Raw genomic sequence first — 16,477 nt, forward strand, 5'->3', positions numbered from 1 at the left:
GGTGCCTGCGCGGATGCGTTCGGCCGGTATGCCCTTGGCGGCGTGTTCGAGAAGCCATTTGATCTTCAGCGCGGAGAATAGCGGGTCGATGCCGAGCCCGGAGCGCTCGGCGATCAGGGCGGCGTCGTCGGTCCCGCGCAGCGCCTCGCAGGCCTCCGCCGTTCGGCGGCACTGCCAGAGGATGCAGGGCCCCAGGGCCTGTCCCGTCGCGGCGTCCCAGATCATCGCGGATTCGCGCTGATTGGCGATGCCGATCGCTCGGAGCGAGACCTCGCCCGCATCGTCCGACGCCGCCAAGACCGCCGCCAGCACGCTTTGCCAGACTGCGTCCGGGTCGACCTCAGCCCAGCCGGGGGCCGGATATGACGGGTTCGTCGGCCGGGACGCCACGCCTGCGATATCGCCCGAAGGCAGGACGAACAGCGCCTTGGTGTTCGTCGTGCCCTGATCGATCGCAAGAACCGCCTCCCGCGCCATCCCCCTACCCCGCAACCTTCCGGGCAGCGTCAGCGATGCCCTCCGCCGTGAGCCCATGCCGCCCCAGAAGGAATTCGACGGAGCCGGTCGGCAGGAAGCCGGGGAAGCCGAGGATTTCCAGCTTGCAGGAGGAGCGGGTCGCGACGATCTCGGCCACGGCACCGCCGAGCCCCCCTCTGACCGAGCCCTCTTCGGCCGTGACGATCGCGCCGGTCTCCGCCGCCGCGAGCACCGCCTCCTCGTCGATAGGAGACATGCTCGACATGTTCACGACGCGCGCGCTCACGCCTTCGCGCGCAAGCATCTCTGCCGCATCGAGCGCCCTGTGGACCATGATGCCGTTCGCCAGGATGGCCATGTCCTCGCCCGCTCGGAGCTCCTCCGCCCGGCCGACGCGGAATTCCGCGCCGTCCGGCCGCGGGAGGTTGGGCACTTTCAGGCGGCTGACGCGCACGAAATAGGGCCCTTCATTCGCGGCGGCGGCGCGAACCGCCTCCCTCGTCTCCCACGGATCGGACGGCACGAGGATGGTGATATCGCCCATGACCCGCAGCCATGCGACGTCCTCGATCGAATGATGCGTCGCTCCGAGTTCCCCATAGGCGATGCCGCTCGACATGCCGCATAGCTTCACGTTCGCGCCGGCATAGGCAAGATCGGCCTTGATCTGCTCCATCGCGCGCGCCGTGAGGAAGCAGGCAGCGCCGCTGACGAAGGGGATCCTGCCCCCATTGGCGAGGCCAGCCCCCACCCCGACCATGTTCTGCTCGGCGATGCCGACATTGATCAGCCGATCGGGAAACTGCTTCTTGAAGCCGCCGAGCTTGCTCGACCCGACGCTGTCATTGACGACCGCCACCACGCGCGGATCGGCCTCGGCGAGTTCTTCCAGCGCCTCGGCGAAGGCGACGCGGCAATCGAATGTTTCGGATGCGCCGCTCATTCGCCGAGCTCCCTCAGCGCCTGCTCGTACTGCTCCTTGTCGGGAACGCCGTGATGCCAGCTCGCCTGCCCCTCCATGAATGATACACCCTTGCCTTTCACCGTTTCCGCGATCACGCAGAGCGGGCGTCCTGACTCATGAGGTCCCGGCGCCAGAACGCGCACCAGGCCGTCGATATCGTGGCCGTCGCATTCCTCGACCGTCCAGCCGAACGCCCGCCACTTGTCGGCCAGCGGCTCGAGCGAGACGGTATCCTCGGTCGCCGCGCCCTGCTGCAAATGGTTCCGGTCGACGATCAGCGTCAGGTTCGACAGCCGCCGATGTCCCGCCGTCATGGCAGCCTCCCAATTGCTCCCCTCCTGCAGCTCGCCGTCGCCGACGAGCACGTAGACATGGAACGGATCGGGTTCGAACGAGCCTGCGATCGCCATTCCGACCGCGACCGGGAAGCCATGCCCGAGAGGACCGGTATTGGTCTCGATCCCCGGCAGATATTTCCGGTTCGGATGACCGTTCAGGCGCGACAGCGGCTGCATGTAGGTGGAGAGTTCCTCGAGCGGGAAATAGCCCGCAGCCGCCAGGGCCGAGTAGAACGCTCCCGTGCAGTGCCCCTTGCTCATGACGAAGCGGTCGCGGCTGGGGAGCGCCGGATTCGACGGGTCGTACCGCATGGCACCGAAATAGAGCGTGGCCAAGATGTCGGCGGAGGAGAGGTCTCCGCCCGGATGACCCAGCTTCGCCTCGTAGACCATCTGTATGCTACGGCGGCGGATCCAGTTCGCACGCTCCGCGCAGCTTGCACCGGCATCGCCGCCGATCGGTTGCGCGAGGTCGGGTGACGGACTCATCGCGATCTCCTCCGGGAAAAAAGTTCGTGTCCGAGGGATAACTCCGACTTTCGAAAAACGCAACTTGTTGCTTCCGGTTTTCTTCGGTGGTCGTAAGTTTTCGAAACTATGAGGCAGGAATTCCTTGACCCGGCGCGCAGGCCTGCCAGTATCGCGGAGCATTCGAAAGCCTCCGAAAGAGAGGCCGTCGGGAGGGCGCAATGCCGTTCGATTTCAAAAAGGGCATCACGATCATGTCCCTGGCAGCGCTCGCGCTGACCGCGAGCGGCTGCCGCCTCGTCTCCCAAGCGGAGTTTCAGGCGGCGCAGCCCCCCGGATCAGCATCCGCCTTCGGGACGGAGGCGCTGGAGGAGCGGTGGGAAAGCGAATACCTTCCCTATCTGCGGAGCCGCGCCGTCGAGGCGGATGCGCTCTGGGCCGTGCTGGCGGAAAGCCTGCCAGCCGCCGGTGAGCGCTATGGCGAGCAGCCGGGCCTCGCATCGCCCTGGACCTTCGTTCTGAGCGCCGATGTGACCGTCACCAGGAAGGATCTCGATTCCCGCACCGGCTCGGTCGCGGTCGAAGCGCGGCCGGACGGCGCATCGAGGTCATGGACGATCCTGACCGGCCCCGTCCTCATCGAGATGCCGATCCGCGATGCCCTGCCCTCCATCACCTATAACGACGTCGACGATCAGGTCGTATACGCCGAAATCGGTGCCGCGTTGAACGAGAAGGCCCTGCAGCGGGCGCGGCCCGTCCTGGCGGAAGCGGAGGTCGGGGACAGGTTGCGCCTTTTGGGCGCATTTTCGCTCGACGATCCCGCCGAAGGCGTGCGCATCGTTCCCATCGAACTGACGAGAGCGGAGTAGGCGATGAGCGTGCTCCGGGCGAGGAAGATCACGAAGCGCTATGGCGGCACGACCGCGCTGGACGGCGTCACCTACGCTGTCGAAGCCGGGAAGGTGGGTGTCCTGATCGGCGAAAACGGAGCCGGCAAGTCGACCCTGATGAAGATTCTGGCCGGCATCGAGCAGCCGACCGCGGGCGAGACGCTCCTCGACGACCGGCCGGTCCGGATGGGCTCGGTCCGCGACGCGGCGGCGAAGGGCGTGAAGATCGTCCATCAGGAGCTCAATCTCTGCCACAATCTCTCCGTCGCCGAGAACGTGTTCCTGCGCCAGGACGGCGAGCGCTCCCCTCTCCTGAACCGGCGCGAGGAGCGCGAGCGCACGCGGGCGATTCTCGAAAGGCTCGGCGTGGGAATCGATCCGGATGCGCCGGTCGGCACGCTGCCGATCGGCCAGCAGCAGATCGTCGAGATCGCCAAGGCGCTGGTCGGGGAGTGCCGGGTCCTGATCCTCGACGAGCCGACCTCCGCTCTCAGCGATACCGAGGTGACCAACCTGTTTGCTGTCATCGCCGAGCTCAAGTCCGCCGGAGTGGGCATCGTCTATATTTCGCACCGTCTGGAGGAGCTGCTTCGCATCGGAGACACGATCACCGTGCTGCGGGACGGAAAGGTCGTAGCCCGCACCGAGGCGGCCGAGGCATCGGTCGACTGGATCGTGGAGAAGATGCTCGGCCGCGAAGGCGTGCTCGAGCGGCATCCCAGCGAGAGCGGACCGCATTCCCCGGTCCTGTCGGTTCAAGGCGTGAGCCTTCCGCGCGATGGCGCGACCTCGGCCGCCGTTCGCGGAGTGACGCTCGATTTTTGCAGCGGCGAGATCACGGCCGTCTTCGGCCTTCTGGGCGCGGGACGCACGGAACTGCTCGAACTCGTCTGCGGCGCCCGCCAGGCCGCATCGGGCCGGGTCGTGCTGAACGGCCAGGACATCACCGGCCTGCCGCTGCCCGAATGCGCCCGGCTGGGCCTTCTCCTCGTGCCCGAAGACCGCCAGCGCGATGCGGTGTTCCGGAACTTCGCCGTCGCCGACAACATCACGATCGCCAGCCTGGCGCGCCATGCGCGCAGCGGGGTGCTGCGGCGGCGGCACGAAGACCGGGCGGTGAGGGAGCAGATCGCCGACCTCCACATCAAGGTGTCCGATCCGAAACAGCCTATTCATTCTCTCTCCGGCGGCAACCAGCAGAAGTGCATCATCGGCAGGGCCCTCGCCTCGTCGCCGAAGATGCTGCTCCTCGACGAGCCGAGCCGCGGAATCGATATCGGGGCGCGGGCCGAAATCTTCCGCCTGCTCCAATCGATCGCGGCGGACGGCCTCGGCGTGCTCTTCACGACATCCGACGTCCGCGAGGCCCTGGCCGTCGCCGACCGGATCGTCGTTCTCGCCAAGGGGCGGGTCGTCCTCGACGTGCAGGCCGGGGACACGAACGAAACCGAGCTCGTCCAGGCGGCGAACAGCACAATACGGAAGATCGACTTGAAGGTGGCGGGCTGATGGCTGACGGAAACATGGTCGAAGCGCTGAGCATCGCACCGGAGGCGCCCGGACCCAGGCCCCTGCAGATCCTGCTCAAGCTTCGAACCTTCATCGCCCTCATCGCGGTGATCGTATTCTTCTCGCTGGTAGCGCCGAATTTCCTGTCGGTCTCGAACTTCGTCATCATGATGAAGCACATTTCGATCATCGCGATTTTGGCTCTGGGCATGACATTCGTGATCCTGACTGGGGGCATCGACCTCTCGGTGGGGTCGATCGCCGGGCTCAGCGGGATGGTCGCGGGCTTCCTTCTTCTCAACGGGATCCCGATCGTCCCCTTCGGGACGGTCCTCGTGCCGTCAGTACCGGAAGTAATCCTGCTCTCGCTCGCCTGCGGCGGGCTGATCGGTTTCCTGAACGGAATACTCGTGGCGCGCTTCAACGTGGCGCCATTCATCGCCACGCTCGGCATGCTCTACATCGCGCGGGGCGCGGCGCTCCTGATCTCCGGCGGCACCACCTTCCCGAACCTGGTCGGCCATCCGGATCTGGGCAATCAGGGCTTCCCGATCCTCGGCTCAGGAACGATCCTCGGCATCCCCCTGCCCGTTCTCATCCTGGTCGGCGTCACGCTGCTCGGCATGTTCGTCACCCAGCGCACGACGTTCGGACGTCGCGTCTACGCGCTCGGGGGCAATGAACGCGCCGCCTATCTTTCCGGCCTGCGCACCGGCCGGCTCAAGATCGCCGTCTATGTCATTTCCGGGGTCTGCGCCGCTCTCGTAGGCCTGATCATCGCCTCGGACCTCTCCGCGGCTCATCCGGCCTCCGGCGAAACGCTGGAACTGAGCGCGATCGCGGCCGTCGTCCTCGGCGGCGCGTCCCTCTCGGGCGGACGCGGCACGATCATCGGCACGCTCACCGGCGCCTGCGTCATCGGCGTGCTCGGCGATGGGATGGTGATGATGGGAATCAGCGAGTTCTGGCAGATGGTCATAAAAGGGGCGGTAATCGTGCTAGCCGTGATGCTCGACCAGTTTCAGGCCTCCTTGGGAAAGGAAGTGTAGAATGCCACAACCGAAAAACAGGCCGGAATCCGAAGCCGTCCTCCCCGCCGGCAAGTCCAGATCGCGCTCTGTGGGAACGACCTCCCTTCCAATTGCGCGCCGCAGGCAGAAAATCCTCGAATGGCTCAAGGAAGAAGGCAGCGCCCGCGTCCGCGACCTCTCCGAAGCCTTCGGCGTCTCCGAAGTGACCATCCGCCAGGACCTCGAATTCCTCGAAAAGCGCGGCGACCTCGTCCGCGAACATGGGGGCGCCTATCTGCGGACCCTTCCAGAACAGGTCCGGACGATGTCGCTGCCGCAGCACGCGGTGAACCTCGACGCGAAGGAGCGGATCGGCCGGATGGCGGCCTCGCGGGTCGATGACGGCGACGTCATCATCCTCGATTCCGGCTCCACGACCTCGACCATGACCGAGCATCTCGCCAGCAGGCAATACCTGACGGTGATCACCAATGCCCTCAACATCGCCCTGTCGCTCGGCGCGAATCCCTCCGTCTCGGTCCACATGACGGGGGGACACTTCAAGGCGCCGACCCTGTCGCTGAGCGGGGAAAAGGCGGCGGCCTATCTCGACGGCCTGCATGCGCAGAAACTCTTTCTCGCAACGGCGGGCATCTCGTTCAGCGCCGGCCTGACCTACCCGTCGATCGCCGACCTTCCCGTGAAGCGGGCGATGATCGCATCGGCCGATTACGTCTACCTGCTCGCCGACTCCTCCAAGGTGGGCCGGATGTCCTTCTCCGCCCTCGGCGGCGTCGATATGGTCAATACGCTGATCACGGATGAAGGCCTCGAGGACAAGGATGCCAAACGCTTCGAGGAGATGGGCATCGAGGTGCTGATCGCATGAGGCTTGCGGCGATGAACCGGCTCGTTCGCGCGGCGCTCCTCCTGGCTGGCGCGCTCGCCTTCCTGACACTCGAATCCTGCACGGAGTCCGGCGACCCTTCCGAGCTGATCGTCATCATCGCCCCGTCGCTCGACAATCCCTTTTTCGGCCAGGAAGCGGCCGCCGCCGACGGAAAGGCGAGGGAACTCGGCTATGACACCCTGCTCTTCTCTCATGGCGACGACGCCTACAAGCAGAGCGAACTGATCGATTCGGCGATCGCCCGGGACGCCGCCGCCATCATTCTCGACAATGCGGGCGCCGATGCCAGCGTCGCGGCCGTTGCCAAAGCCGAGCGGGCCGGCGTGCCGGTCTTCCTGATCGACCGCGAGATCTCGCGGCGCGGAGTGGCGACCGCCCAGATCGTCTCGAACAACTATCAGGGCGCGATGCTCGGGGCGCTGAGCTTTGCGCAGGCTATGGGCGGAGGCGGTCAATATGCCGAACTCGTCGGACGGGAATCCGACACCAATGCCGCCATCCGCAGCGCCGGATATCATGCCGTGCTCGACCAGTATCCCGGACTGGAGATGGTCGCGCGCCAGAGCGCGAACTGGAGCCAGTCCGAAGCGTTCTCCCGCACCCAGTCCATGCTGCAGGCCAATCCGGGCATCAGAGGTATCATCGCGGGCAATGACACCATGGCGATGGGCGCGATCGCAGCGCTCGAAGGGATCGGACGGTCCGACGTCGTCGTCGTCGGCTTCGACGGCTCCAACGACATGCGGGACGCGGTTCTCGCGGGCAAGGCGCATGCGACAGTGCTCCAGCCAGCCCATCTGCAGGCGGAATATGCAGTCGAACTCGCCCACGGATATCTGACGGAAGGCGCCACGGGGCAGCCCGAGAAGCTCCTGATGGACTGCATCCTGGTGGATGCCGGGAACGCGGAACGGCTGGACGATTTCCAGATGAAGCAAGAGCGCGATTGAGAAGCGGAAGGATCGGATGATCATGAACCAGAAATTCGGCGCCGGGATCTGGCATTTCGCCAATTACGTCGATCGCTACGCGACCGACGGCTACGGCGAGCCGCGCTCGTTGCTCGAAATGATCGAGATGGCGGGAACGGTCGAAGACCTTTCCGTCGTAGACATCAACTATCCGTGGTCGCCCGACATCAGCGTCGCCCAGGTGAAGGAGGCGCTGGATCGCGCGGGGCTCGGCGTGATCGGAATCACGCCGGAGATCTATACCCGGGAGTTCGCGAAGGGCGCCTTCACCAATCCCGATCCCGGGATCCGCAGGCGCGCCAACGAAATGTGCAACGAAGCCGCCGACGTCGTGCGGCAACTCGGCGGAACCTATGTGAAGCTCTGGCCGGGCCAGGATGGATGGGACTATCCCTTCCAGGTCGACTACAAGACGCTCTGGAAACATTCCCGCGAAGGCGTCGGCGAACTGGCTTCGCAGAACAGCGATCTGAAGCTGGTCGTCGAATACAAGCCGCGCGAGCCCCGGGTGCATATGAGCTACGACTCGGTGGCCCGGACGCTGCTGGGGATCGAGTCGATCGGCCTGCCCAATGTCGGCATCCTGCTCGATTTCGGCCATGCCCTGTACGGGGGCGAGTCCCCTGCGGACTCCGCGCAGCTGGCGATCGACCACGGCCGGCTCTTCGGGATGGACGTCAACGACAATCTGCGCGGCTGGGACGACGACATGATCGCCGGCACGGTCCACCCGATGGAGCTGTTCGAGTTCTTCTACACCCTGCGGAAGAACGCGTGGGAAGGCGTCTGGCAGCTCGACCAGTTCCCGTTCCGCGAAAACGCCGTCGAGGCGGCGAACATGGCGATCGGCTTCCTAAAGAAGATCGAGCGGGCGCTGGACAGGCTCGACTGGAACGCGATGGCGGAGGCGCAGGCGCGCCAGGATGCCGTGGCGGCGAACCGCCTCGCCCAGGAGGCACTTTACGGCGCATAGCGCCCCAGAGCGAATGCTCCTCCTACGGATGCGGCACGCGTGGCCGACGACGGCCCAACGACAAGATCAGGAAACGACCGGAGAGACAGATGATGACGCCGAAAGCCCTCGCCCTTGCCACATCCATCGCGGCGATGTGCGCCGCCGCCCCGCTTCATGCCGCCCAGGCGCAGGCCGATCCGGCGGCCCGCGCCGCCGAGGTCGAGGCGCAGATGACGGACGAGGAGCGCACGCAGCTGACGCTGGGCTACATGGCGATGTCCTTTGGCGGGATCGAGCCGCCGGAGGGCGCCATTCCCGGTGCGGGCATCGTGCCCGGGGTTCCGCGGCTCGGCGTGCCGGCGCTGCGCGAGACCGATGCCAGCCACGGCGTCACCTGGGTCGGCGGCGCGCGCGGCGACGGGGCGACCGCCCTGCCCGCCGGCATCGCGCAGGGCGCGACCTTCAACCCCGAGCTGATCGAGCGGGGCGGCGCGCTGATCGGCTCGGAGGCGCGCCTGAAGGGCTTCAACGTCCTGCTGGCGGGCGGCATCAACCTGATGCGCGAGGCGCGCAATGGCCGGACCTTCGAATATATGGGCGAGGACCCCTGGCATTCGGGCCTGATGGGCGCGGCGGCGGTCAAGGGCATCCAGTCCCAGAACGTCATCTCGACGCTCAAGCATTTCGCGATCAACCCGCAGGAGACCGGCCGCCACTTCATGAATGTCGAGATCGACGAGCCGAGCCTGCGCGAGAGCGACCTTCTCGCCTTCGAGATCGCGATCGAACGCGCGCAGCCCGGCGCGCTGATGTGCGCCTATAACCGCATCAACGGCCCCTTGAGCTGCGGCAGCGAGTTCCTGCTGACCGACGTGCTGCGGGACGACTGGGGCTATAAGGGCTTCGTGATGTCCGACTGGGGCGCGGTCGAGGCGCTCGACTTCGCGCTCGCCGGCCTCGACCAGCAATCGGGCGCGCAGCTCGACGAGGGCATGTTCTTCGGCGAGCCGCTTCTCGAAGCGGCGCAGGGCGATCCCGCCTATGCCGAGCGGCTCGGCGAGATGGCGCGCAACGTTCTCTACGCGATCTACGATGTCGGCATCGGCGAGGACGTGCCCGAGCGCACCGATGCCGAGAACGAAGAGGGCGACGCGGTCGCGCTCGCCACGGCGAAGGAGGCGATCGTCCTCCTGAAGAACGAGAGTGGCGCGCTGCCCCTCGCGGGCGATGCGCGGAAGATCGCCGTCATCGGCGGCTTCGCCGATGCGGGCGTGCCGACCGGGGGCGGCTCGTCGCGCGTCATGCCCGATGAAGGGCCCAAAGCGCAGGTTCCGATCCTGCGCGGCGAGGCGTCGGACTATGCCTTCTTCCTCGACCGCATGTATCAGGGCGTCGCCCCGCTCGACGCGATCCGCGAGCGGGCGGGCGAGGCGCAGGTCGTCTTCCGCGACGGGCGCTATCCCTCGGAAGCCGCGATGGCGGCCGAAGGGGCCGATGTGGCGATCGTCTTCGCCACCCAGTACCAGACCGAAGGCTATGACGTCCCCGACCTGTCCCTGCCGGGCAATCAGGATGCGCTGATCGCGGCCGTGGCCGAGGCCAATCCCAACACCATCGTCGTCCTGGAGACCGGCGGCCCGGTCGTGATGCCGTGGCTCGATGCCGTGCCCGCCGTCCTCGAGGCGTGGTATTCGGGCGAGCAGGGCGGCGAGGCCATCGCGAGCGTGCTCTTCGGCGAGACCAACCCCTCCGGCCACCTGCCGGTGAGCTTCCCCGCCTCCACCGAGCAGCTCCCGCGGCCGGACCTGCCCGGCATCGACGAGATCGAGCCGAGCTTCCTCGGGCGCGGCGAACCCGGACAGACGCTCGATGCCGATTACGGAATCGAAGGCTCGGATATCGGCTATCGCGGCTATGCCAAGTCCGGCGACGCGCCCTTGTTCCCCTTCGGGCACGGCCTCAGCTACACCGAGTTCGAGATGGACAGGCTCCGCCTGCGCGGCGCGGGCCCCGCGCTCTCCGCCCGCTTCCGCCTGCGCAATACCGGCGAGACGGCGGGCGCGGATGTCGCGCAGCTCTATCTCGTCTCCGCCGGCGGCGAGACGAAGCAGCGCCTCGTCGGCTTCGCCAAGCGGCAGCTCGCGCCCGGCAAGTCCGCCCGCGTCGAGCTCGAGATCGAGCCGCGGCTCCTCGCCGAGTGGGAGGATGACAGGTGGGTCGTCGAAGGCGGCGAATACGCCTTCGCCCTCGGCCATGACGCCGGCACGCTGATGGAACCCGTCAGCGTGAAGATCGACCGCTTCACCATCGCCGCGGATGGCGAGACGGTCGGGCAGTAAGGGCGGGGAAAGCGCGCCGGGCGCGGCGCGCCTCGGCTGAGAGAGCGGAGCGACGAAGGAAGACCGGTCGCCTGCCGCTCTCTCGCCCCAGCCCTCGCGCTCGCGGCGATCGCCGCGTGGGCGAGAACGGGGCGCCTGAGGCGCGGCCGCCCGTAATTCAGTATGCCGAAGGATCAGGTGTTCCCTCGGTCAACCAAGGATGCGAGCCTTCGCTCGGCGCGGTGGCAGGGAAGCCCGCTTCCTCGCCCGGCGCTCAGTCGCCGACATAGATCGCTTCGCGGTCCGCCCGCGCCAGAGCGATGAAGGCTGCCCACTCGTCGGTCGCGACCATACCAGCCTGGCCCGGCGAAGCCTGATCGGTCGCGTCCCGCCACGTCCGCACGAAGAGTTCGTCATGGCGAAGGCGGGGCATGCCGTCCGTGGCGGAGGTCAGATCGGCCGCCAATTGGCGGGAGGCGCTGGCGGCTTGGCGCTCGCAGTCCGAAAGCGCGCTGGCGACGGAGGCCGGTTCGACGGCATCGCGCGGCGAGGCGAAGACGCTGCTGTCCGCCGGCATCCAGCAGCGGGTGATGGCGGCATCGCATACGCCGTTGACGCGAAGCAGCGCCAGGCTGCGGGTGAGCGCCTCGGTCGCCTCATCCGACCGGGTCAGAACCCGCGCCTGCGCCTTCGGCGCCGGGCTGCTCGTCACGAGGAGGACGTCGGTCGCGACCAGGCGCGCCGACCGGCGCACGATCCGGTTCCGCATCGCCTTCGGCGTGGTGACAATGAGGCGGCGGCGCTCGGGGACCTCGCGGCGAAGCCGCGACCAGGCCTGCCGCTCGCACAGGACGGCGGTGCAGGGCCGTTGCCGGGGGCTCAACTTCCCGATCAGGCCGGAGAGCCGCCAGGTCGCGCGTTCGTCGAGCCCGCTCGCCAGGCGGCCTTGACGGATCGGCGCGAGATTGAGGGACAGGCCGCTGCGGCCCGCCATCTTGTTCAGCCGCGCCCCGAGAGTGAGCTGATCGTCCTCCGGGCCGAGAAAGCACCAGGCCTCGGTGTAGATCGTCGACAACTCTGCGGGCTGCCGCTCGATGAAGGCTTCGAAGGGCATGGCATGCTCCACTGATAGAAAACCGGGTCGATGAACCGTCGGCGCTGGCGGGAAGTCTCAGCCGACCGCCGCCAGGACGGCCCTGCTGGCTGCGCTTTCCCCGCCCGTGACCTCAGCGGAGCCGCCGGCCTTCCGCTTGCGGATCACCGCGTCGGAGATCAGCTCCGCCGATGTGTGGTCCACGAAGGTCAGTCCCTCGGTCCGGATCCTGACGGGCTTGTCTGACGGCAGGGCGTCGAGGGCGCGGGTCAGGCGGCTGACTTCGAGCATGGTGACCCGGCCATCGAGGTGGACCTCGTGAACGCCGTCTTCGGTTCGCGATTCAACCCTGCTGCGCTGGCGGCGCAGGTGCGGGATGACCTCGAGCAGAGACAGGCCGAGACCGACGAGCACGCCCACGAGAAGGTCGACCGCCACCGTCGTGCCGAGCGTCGCCACATAGATCAGCGCCGGCAGCCAGCCATGCTTCCTGAACAGCGAGACCGCATCGCGCACCTTCACGAGCTTCCAGCCCACGACCACGAGCACGCCTGCGAGGGCTGCGGTCGGAACGATCGCGAGCACGCCCGGCAGGAAGGCGACGAAGGCGAGGATCCAGACGCCGTGGAGGATGGCGGACAGCCGCGAGACCGCGCCCGCCTGGACGTTGGCAGAGGAGCGGACGATGACGCCGGTCATCGGCATGGCCCCGACGAGGCCGCAAAGGAAGTTGCCGACGCCCTGCCCACCGAGCTCCCTGTCGAAGGCGGTCCTGACCCGGTCCTGCATCTTGTCGACCGCCGCCGCAGAGAGCAGCGTCTCGGCGCTCGCGATGAAGGCCACGGCCAGCGCTGTGAAGATGATGCCCGGCATGGCGAGCATGGACAGGGTGCTGCCCGTCGGCAGCCCGAAGCTGGAGAAGATGTTCGCGGGCACGTCGATCGTCGCGACGTCGAGACCGGCCAATGCCAGCAGAACGCCCGCGACCACCCCGAGAAGCGCGCCCGGCACCAGTTTCGCTTTTTCAGGCTTGTAGCGGTCCCAGAGCACCATGCTGGCGATCGTCACGACGCCCACGATCAAGGCCTGTTCGGCCTGGCCGAGCGTCATGACGCTGATGTCGAAGAAGGCGGCGGGGATCGCGGCCAGGTTGTCGAGACCGTGCGCTCGGGGCGAGTCCGCGAAGAGAACGTGGATCTGGCCGGCCACGATCAGGACACCGATGCCCGCGAGCATCCCGCTAATGACAGCCGGCGACACCCCGCGGAAGAACCGCCCGAGGCGGAAGAAGCCGCCGACGAGCTGCATCGCGCCGGCGAGCAGCAGGATGGGCGCCAGGGCCTCCACGCCGTAATCCTGGACGATGTCGAACACGATCACCGCGAGGCCGGCCGCCGGACCGCTGACCTGGAGCGGCTGTCCGCCCGCCATGCCCACCGCGATCCCGCCGATGATCCCGGTCATCAGGCCCAGCTCGGCCGGCACGCCGGAGGCGAGAGCGATGCCGAGGCAGAGCGGGATCGCGACGAGGAAGACGACGAAGGATGCCGCCACGTCCCGCGCGAGGCTGTTCTTGTCGTAGGCGTCGGGCAGCCCGAGTCGCTGCAACGGTTTCGAGGTCTGAAGCATAAGGAGGGTGTCCCGCCATCGGATGCGTGTCGATCGAGGGGGAACTCGCCCGCGCAGTTTGCTGCGAGGCATCATCTTCGTGACGAAGTGTTTCAGTGGCCGAGCGGCAGTGTCACGGTTGCGCGAAAACCGCCTTCGGGCCGGTTCGAGAGGACGAGCGTCCCCTCATGCGACCGGACGACCTGCGCGGCCGTCGAGAGACCAAGGCCGAACCCCTCGGTCGTCCGGGCCCGCGCATCGTCGGCCCGGAAGAAGGGTTCGGTGACATGCGGCAGGAGATCCGGGTCGACGCCCTCGCCGTCATCGTCGACGGTGAGCACAGCCGAAGAGCCCTCGGCCCGCAAGGACACCCTGGCCGTCCCGCCATATTTCAGGGCATTGTCGACGAGGTTGTCGATCACCCGCCTCAGGAGGAGCGGCCTGACGACCGCATCTAGGCGCTCTGGACCGTCATAGGCCGCGGATCCGCCTGCATCCGCCGCGTCGGCGACGACGGTCTCGACGAGGCTCGCGAGATTGACCTTCCCCAGGTCCTCCCTGACCTCCGCATCCTCGAGGAAAGCGAGCAGGGAGGCGAGCATCGCGTCCATCTCGGCGAGGTCGGCCCGCATGCTGGCCCTCTCGGCATCGAGATCCGCTGCATCGAGACGAAGGCGGAGGCGCGAGAGCGGCGTTCGAAGATCGTGGCTGACGGCCGCCAATGCGCGCCTCTGGGACGTCAGCAGGGTATCGATCCTCTCCTGCATCCGGTTCAGCGTCGTCGCCAGCCGCCGCAGGTCGGGCGGACCCCGCTCCTCCTCGAAGGGAATGCGCACGCCCGTGCCGACGAGGTCCGCGGAGGACGCCAGCGCGCGCAGCGGGGCGGCGAGGATGCGGACGAGGGACACGGCGACGACCATCACGAGGAGCGCGACGACGGCCACCCAAAGGATCGTCGTGACGATCGGCGCGAAGCTGCCGAGAGGCTCGACCGTCTCGAAACGGACCCAACGCCCCTCGCCCACTTCGAGCGTGCCCTCGATGCGCCCCTCAGCGCCAGGCGCGGCGAAGCGCGTCGCGGTGATGCGCAGGTTCTCGGTCGCGAGGCTCGGCTCCCAGCGCAGGATCTCGGACAGGACGGCGTCCGTGCGGCCATTCAGGCGCCGCGCCCCCTCGATGGGCGCGTCTGCCAGGGAAAAGGTCAGGTGCTTGGTCGACAGGTCCGAGACTGCCTCGGCACCGCCGCTCTCCAGAAGGCGGTCGGCCACGACGAGCTGTTCGGCGATCCGGCGCGCGATGTCGTTCCTCTGAAGCTGACGCTCGGAAATGCCGATCAGGATCGCGGCGCCGGCGCATTGCACCGCGATCGCCGCCAGGAGGACCACCGTCACCCATCCCACGAGACCGGAAGGCCAGAGGCGTCCGCGATGGATCATCGGCTGACCTGAGCGGTGAAGGCGTAGCCGGCGCCGCGAACCGTCTTGATGAGGCTGCGTCCGCCTTCATAGGCGCCGAGCTTGCGCCGCAGGCGGCTGATCAGGACGTCGACGGAGCGGTCGGACGCGTCGCCTGCCGCCACCCTGTCGCGCGACTGTTCGAGAAGGTATTCCCGGCCGACCACCCGCCCCGGCGCATCGAGCAGGACGCAGAGGAGGTCGAACTCTCCGCCCGACAGGATGACCTGGCTGCCGTCCGGCGCATGGACCTCGCGGCGGCGCCGGTCGGCGGACCAGCCATCGAAGCGGACGACCTGGCCCAGTGGCTCGCCCACGCCGCTGCCCTTGGAGGCGACGCGGCGAAGGACAGCGCGGATCCGGGCGACGAGCTCGTCCACATCGACGGGTTTGGGCACGTAGTCGTCGGCGCCGAGTTCCAGGCCGACGACCCTGTCCGTATTGTTCCCGCGCGCGCTGACGATGATGATGGGCACCTCGCTGCGCGACCTCACCCAGCGGGTCAGGTCCAGTCCGCTGGTCCCGGGCAGCATGATGTCGAGGATGATGAGATCGAAGGCGCTCCCCGCCAGCGCCTCGCGCATCTGCGCGCCGGACCGCACGCCGGTCGGCTCGAACCCCCGCTCGCGCAAGCTTCGGCAAAGGAGTGTCCGCAGGGCGCCGTCATCCTCGACGATCAGGATACGGGGCGGGGCATCGAAGATCATCATCTACACAGTTCGAGAGCTCCAGAGCCGTGAACTAGGTGGATTGCCGGCGGGGAAGAACTCCTTGCGGGCGCCAGACATGTTTTGTCATCTTCGGCAGCGCGGGACGCCTCCCTGCGATTGCGGAAGCGGTCTGCAAGGCCCGTTTTGCGGGAAATGAACTTGTTCCATCGCGGGATCCGAGGGCGCCCCGGCGCCCCCGCGCCGTGCCGTCGGACCGGATCGGCCATGCCACCGCCGCGCCTCGATCCGGGCCGGATGCACGTACTCTCGCGGCGATACGCATCTCCCATGGTTAAGCGGGAGTAATTATCCTGTCGCGATATCTCGTAACGCCTTTTACGCGACCTTGAAGCAAGAGCTTTAGCAGGAGCTTGTGAGACGGTCATCGGGACCGGCCTCCCCACATCGAAGGGCAAGCTCATGCATGTAAAGAAGATCGCAATGGCTCATGCCGTGGCGTTGGCCTCTGTCGCCGGTCTGTCGCTGGCCGGCACCACCGCCGCTCACGCTTTCGAACCGGCGCTCGTCAAGCAGGTCGCGCCGAAATATCCGCGCGCAGCGGAACGCCGCTCCATCGAGGGCACGGTCACGGTCAATATCGACGTCGACGAAGCCGGCAAGGTCGCGGCCGTCGAAGTGGTCGAAGCGACGCCGCCGGGCGTGTTCGACCGCGCCGCGCTGGCCGCCATCGAGCGGTGGGAATTCGAGGCCGGCAAGCCCGCGAGCAACATCCAGAAGCAGCTCAGCTTCAAGCTCGCCGAGTAAGCCGAAACGCCGTCCAGAGCCCACCGAACGGGCC

The 16,477-nt window shown here is 67.3% G+C and carries 15 protein-coding genes; 8 read left to right on the plus strand and 7 right to left on the minus strand.

Features of this window, described 5'->3' with window-relative positions; genetic code table 11:
* From IE88_RS0100005 to IE88_RS0100015, 3 genes are all read right to left on the minus strand, one after another.
* The coding region (locus IE88_RS0100005; protein WP_031548688.1) for an FGGY family carbohydrate kinase at positions 1-477 on the minus strand (477 nt) is incomplete at its 3' end.
* A gap of 4 nt (positions 478-481) precedes the next feature.
* Positions 482-1,420 (minus strand): transketolase family protein, encoded by a 939-nt coding sequence (locus IE88_RS0100010; RefSeq protein ID WP_031548690.1) that lies wholly within the window; start codon positions 1,418-1,420, stop codon positions 482-484.
* The gene (locus IE88_RS0100015; RefSeq protein WP_051881294.1) at positions 1,417-2,268 is read right to left on the minus strand and encodes a transketolase; all 852 of its coding nucleotides are present in this window, start codon (positions 2,266-2,268) and stop codon (positions 1,417-1,419) included. The genes IE88_RS0100010 and IE88_RS0100015 overlap by 4 nt, the downstream gene beginning before the upstream one ends.
* Before the next feature lie 200 nt (positions 2,269-2,468).
* On the opposite strand from IE88_RS0100015, the gene IE88_RS0100020 reads away from it, so the two are divergent.
* From IE88_RS0100020 to IE88_RS0100050, 7 genes are all read left to right on the plus strand, one after another.
* Positions 2,469-3,119, plus strand: a complete 651-nt coding sequence (locus tag IE88_RS0100020) for a DUF2291 family protein (RefSeq protein ID WP_031548692.1) — start codon at positions 2,469-2,471, stop codon at positions 3,117-3,119.
* A 3-nt stretch (positions 3,120-3,122) separates the two neighbouring features.
* Positions 3,123-4,649 carry a sugar ABC transporter ATP-binding protein gene (locus IE88_RS0100025; RefSeq protein WP_036766240.1) on the plus strand — a complete coding sequence of 509 codons (1,527 nt, stop codon included), beginning with the start codon at positions 3,123-3,125 and terminating at the stop codon, positions 4,647-4,649.
* The gene (locus IE88_RS0100030; RefSeq protein WP_202900375.1) at positions 4,649-5,698 is read left to right on the plus strand and encodes an ABC transporter permease; all 1,050 of its coding nucleotides are present in this window, start codon (positions 4,649-4,651) and stop codon (positions 5,696-5,698) included. Before IE88_RS0100025 ends, IE88_RS0100030 begins: the two co-directional genes overlap by 1 nt.
* Position 5,699: 1 nt before the next feature.
* The gene (locus IE88_RS18780) at positions 5,700-6,548 is read left to right on the plus strand and encodes a DeoR/GlpR family DNA-binding transcription regulator (protein WP_081871299.1); all 849 of its coding nucleotides are present in this window, start codon (positions 5,700-5,702) and stop codon (positions 6,546-6,548) included.
* 11 nt (positions 6,549-6,559) lie between these two features.
* Positions 6,560-7,519, plus strand: coding sequence for a D-ribose ABC transporter substrate-binding protein (locus IE88_RS0100040; RefSeq protein ID WP_031548704.1), 960 nt, complete (start codon positions 6,560-6,562; stop codon positions 7,517-7,519).
* 16 nt (positions 7,520-7,535) lie between these two features.
* Entirely contained in the window at positions 7,536-8,513 is a 978-nt protein-coding gene (locus tag IE88_RS0100045) for a TIM barrel protein (RefSeq protein WP_156032265.1), read from the plus strand.
* 89 nt (positions 8,514-8,602) lie between these two features.
* Positions 8,603-10,834: a beta-glucosidase family protein gene (locus IE88_RS0100050; protein WP_051881295.1), complete on the plus strand. Its 2,232-nt coding sequence runs from the start codon at positions 8,603-8,605 to the stop codon at positions 10,832-10,834.
* Between the two features lie 253 nt (positions 10,835-11,087).
* On the opposite strand, the gene IE88_RS0100055 is transcribed toward IE88_RS0100050, so the two are convergent.
* From IE88_RS0100055 to IE88_RS0100070, 4 genes are all read right to left on the minus strand, one after another.
* Positions 11,088-11,927 carry a hypothetical protein gene (locus IE88_RS0100055; RefSeq protein ID WP_031548713.1) on the minus strand — a complete coding sequence of 280 codons (840 nt, stop codon included), beginning with the start codon at positions 11,925-11,927 and terminating at the stop codon, positions 11,088-11,090.
* A 57-nt stretch (positions 11,928-11,984) separates the two neighbouring features.
* Positions 11,985-13,535 carry a SulP family inorganic anion transporter gene (locus IE88_RS0100060; RefSeq protein ID WP_051881296.1) on the minus strand — a complete coding sequence of 517 codons (1,551 nt, stop codon included), beginning with the start codon at positions 13,533-13,535 and terminating at the stop codon, positions 11,985-11,987.
* Positions 13,536-13,627: 92 nt separating this feature from the next.
* Positions 13,628-14,950 carry an ATP-binding protein gene (locus IE88_RS0100065; RefSeq protein WP_031548719.1) on the minus strand — a complete coding sequence of 441 codons (1,323 nt, stop codon included), beginning with the start codon at positions 14,948-14,950 and terminating at the stop codon, positions 13,628-13,630.
* Complete coding sequence (locus tag IE88_RS0100070; protein WP_031548722.1) at positions 14,947-15,678, minus strand: response regulator transcription factor; 732 nt, start codon at positions 15,676-15,678, stop codon at positions 14,947-14,949. The genes IE88_RS0100065 and IE88_RS0100070 overlap by 4 nt, the downstream gene beginning before the upstream one ends.
* A gap of 441 nt (positions 15,679-16,119) precedes the next feature.
* Between IE88_RS0100070 and IE88_RS0100075 the strand changes: the two genes are divergently transcribed.
* Positions 16,120-16,443: an energy transducer TonB gene (locus IE88_RS0100075; protein ID WP_031548725.1), complete on the plus strand. Its 324-nt coding sequence runs from the start codon at positions 16,120-16,122 to the stop codon at positions 16,441-16,443.
* The last annotated feature ends 34 nt before the right edge of the window (positions 16,444-16,477 follow it).

Origin of the sequence: Parvularcula oceani (assembly GCF_000733125.1) — a bacterium.
GTDB lineage: Bacteria > Pseudomonadota > Alphaproteobacteria > Caulobacterales > Parvularculaceae > Parvularcula > Parvularcula oceani.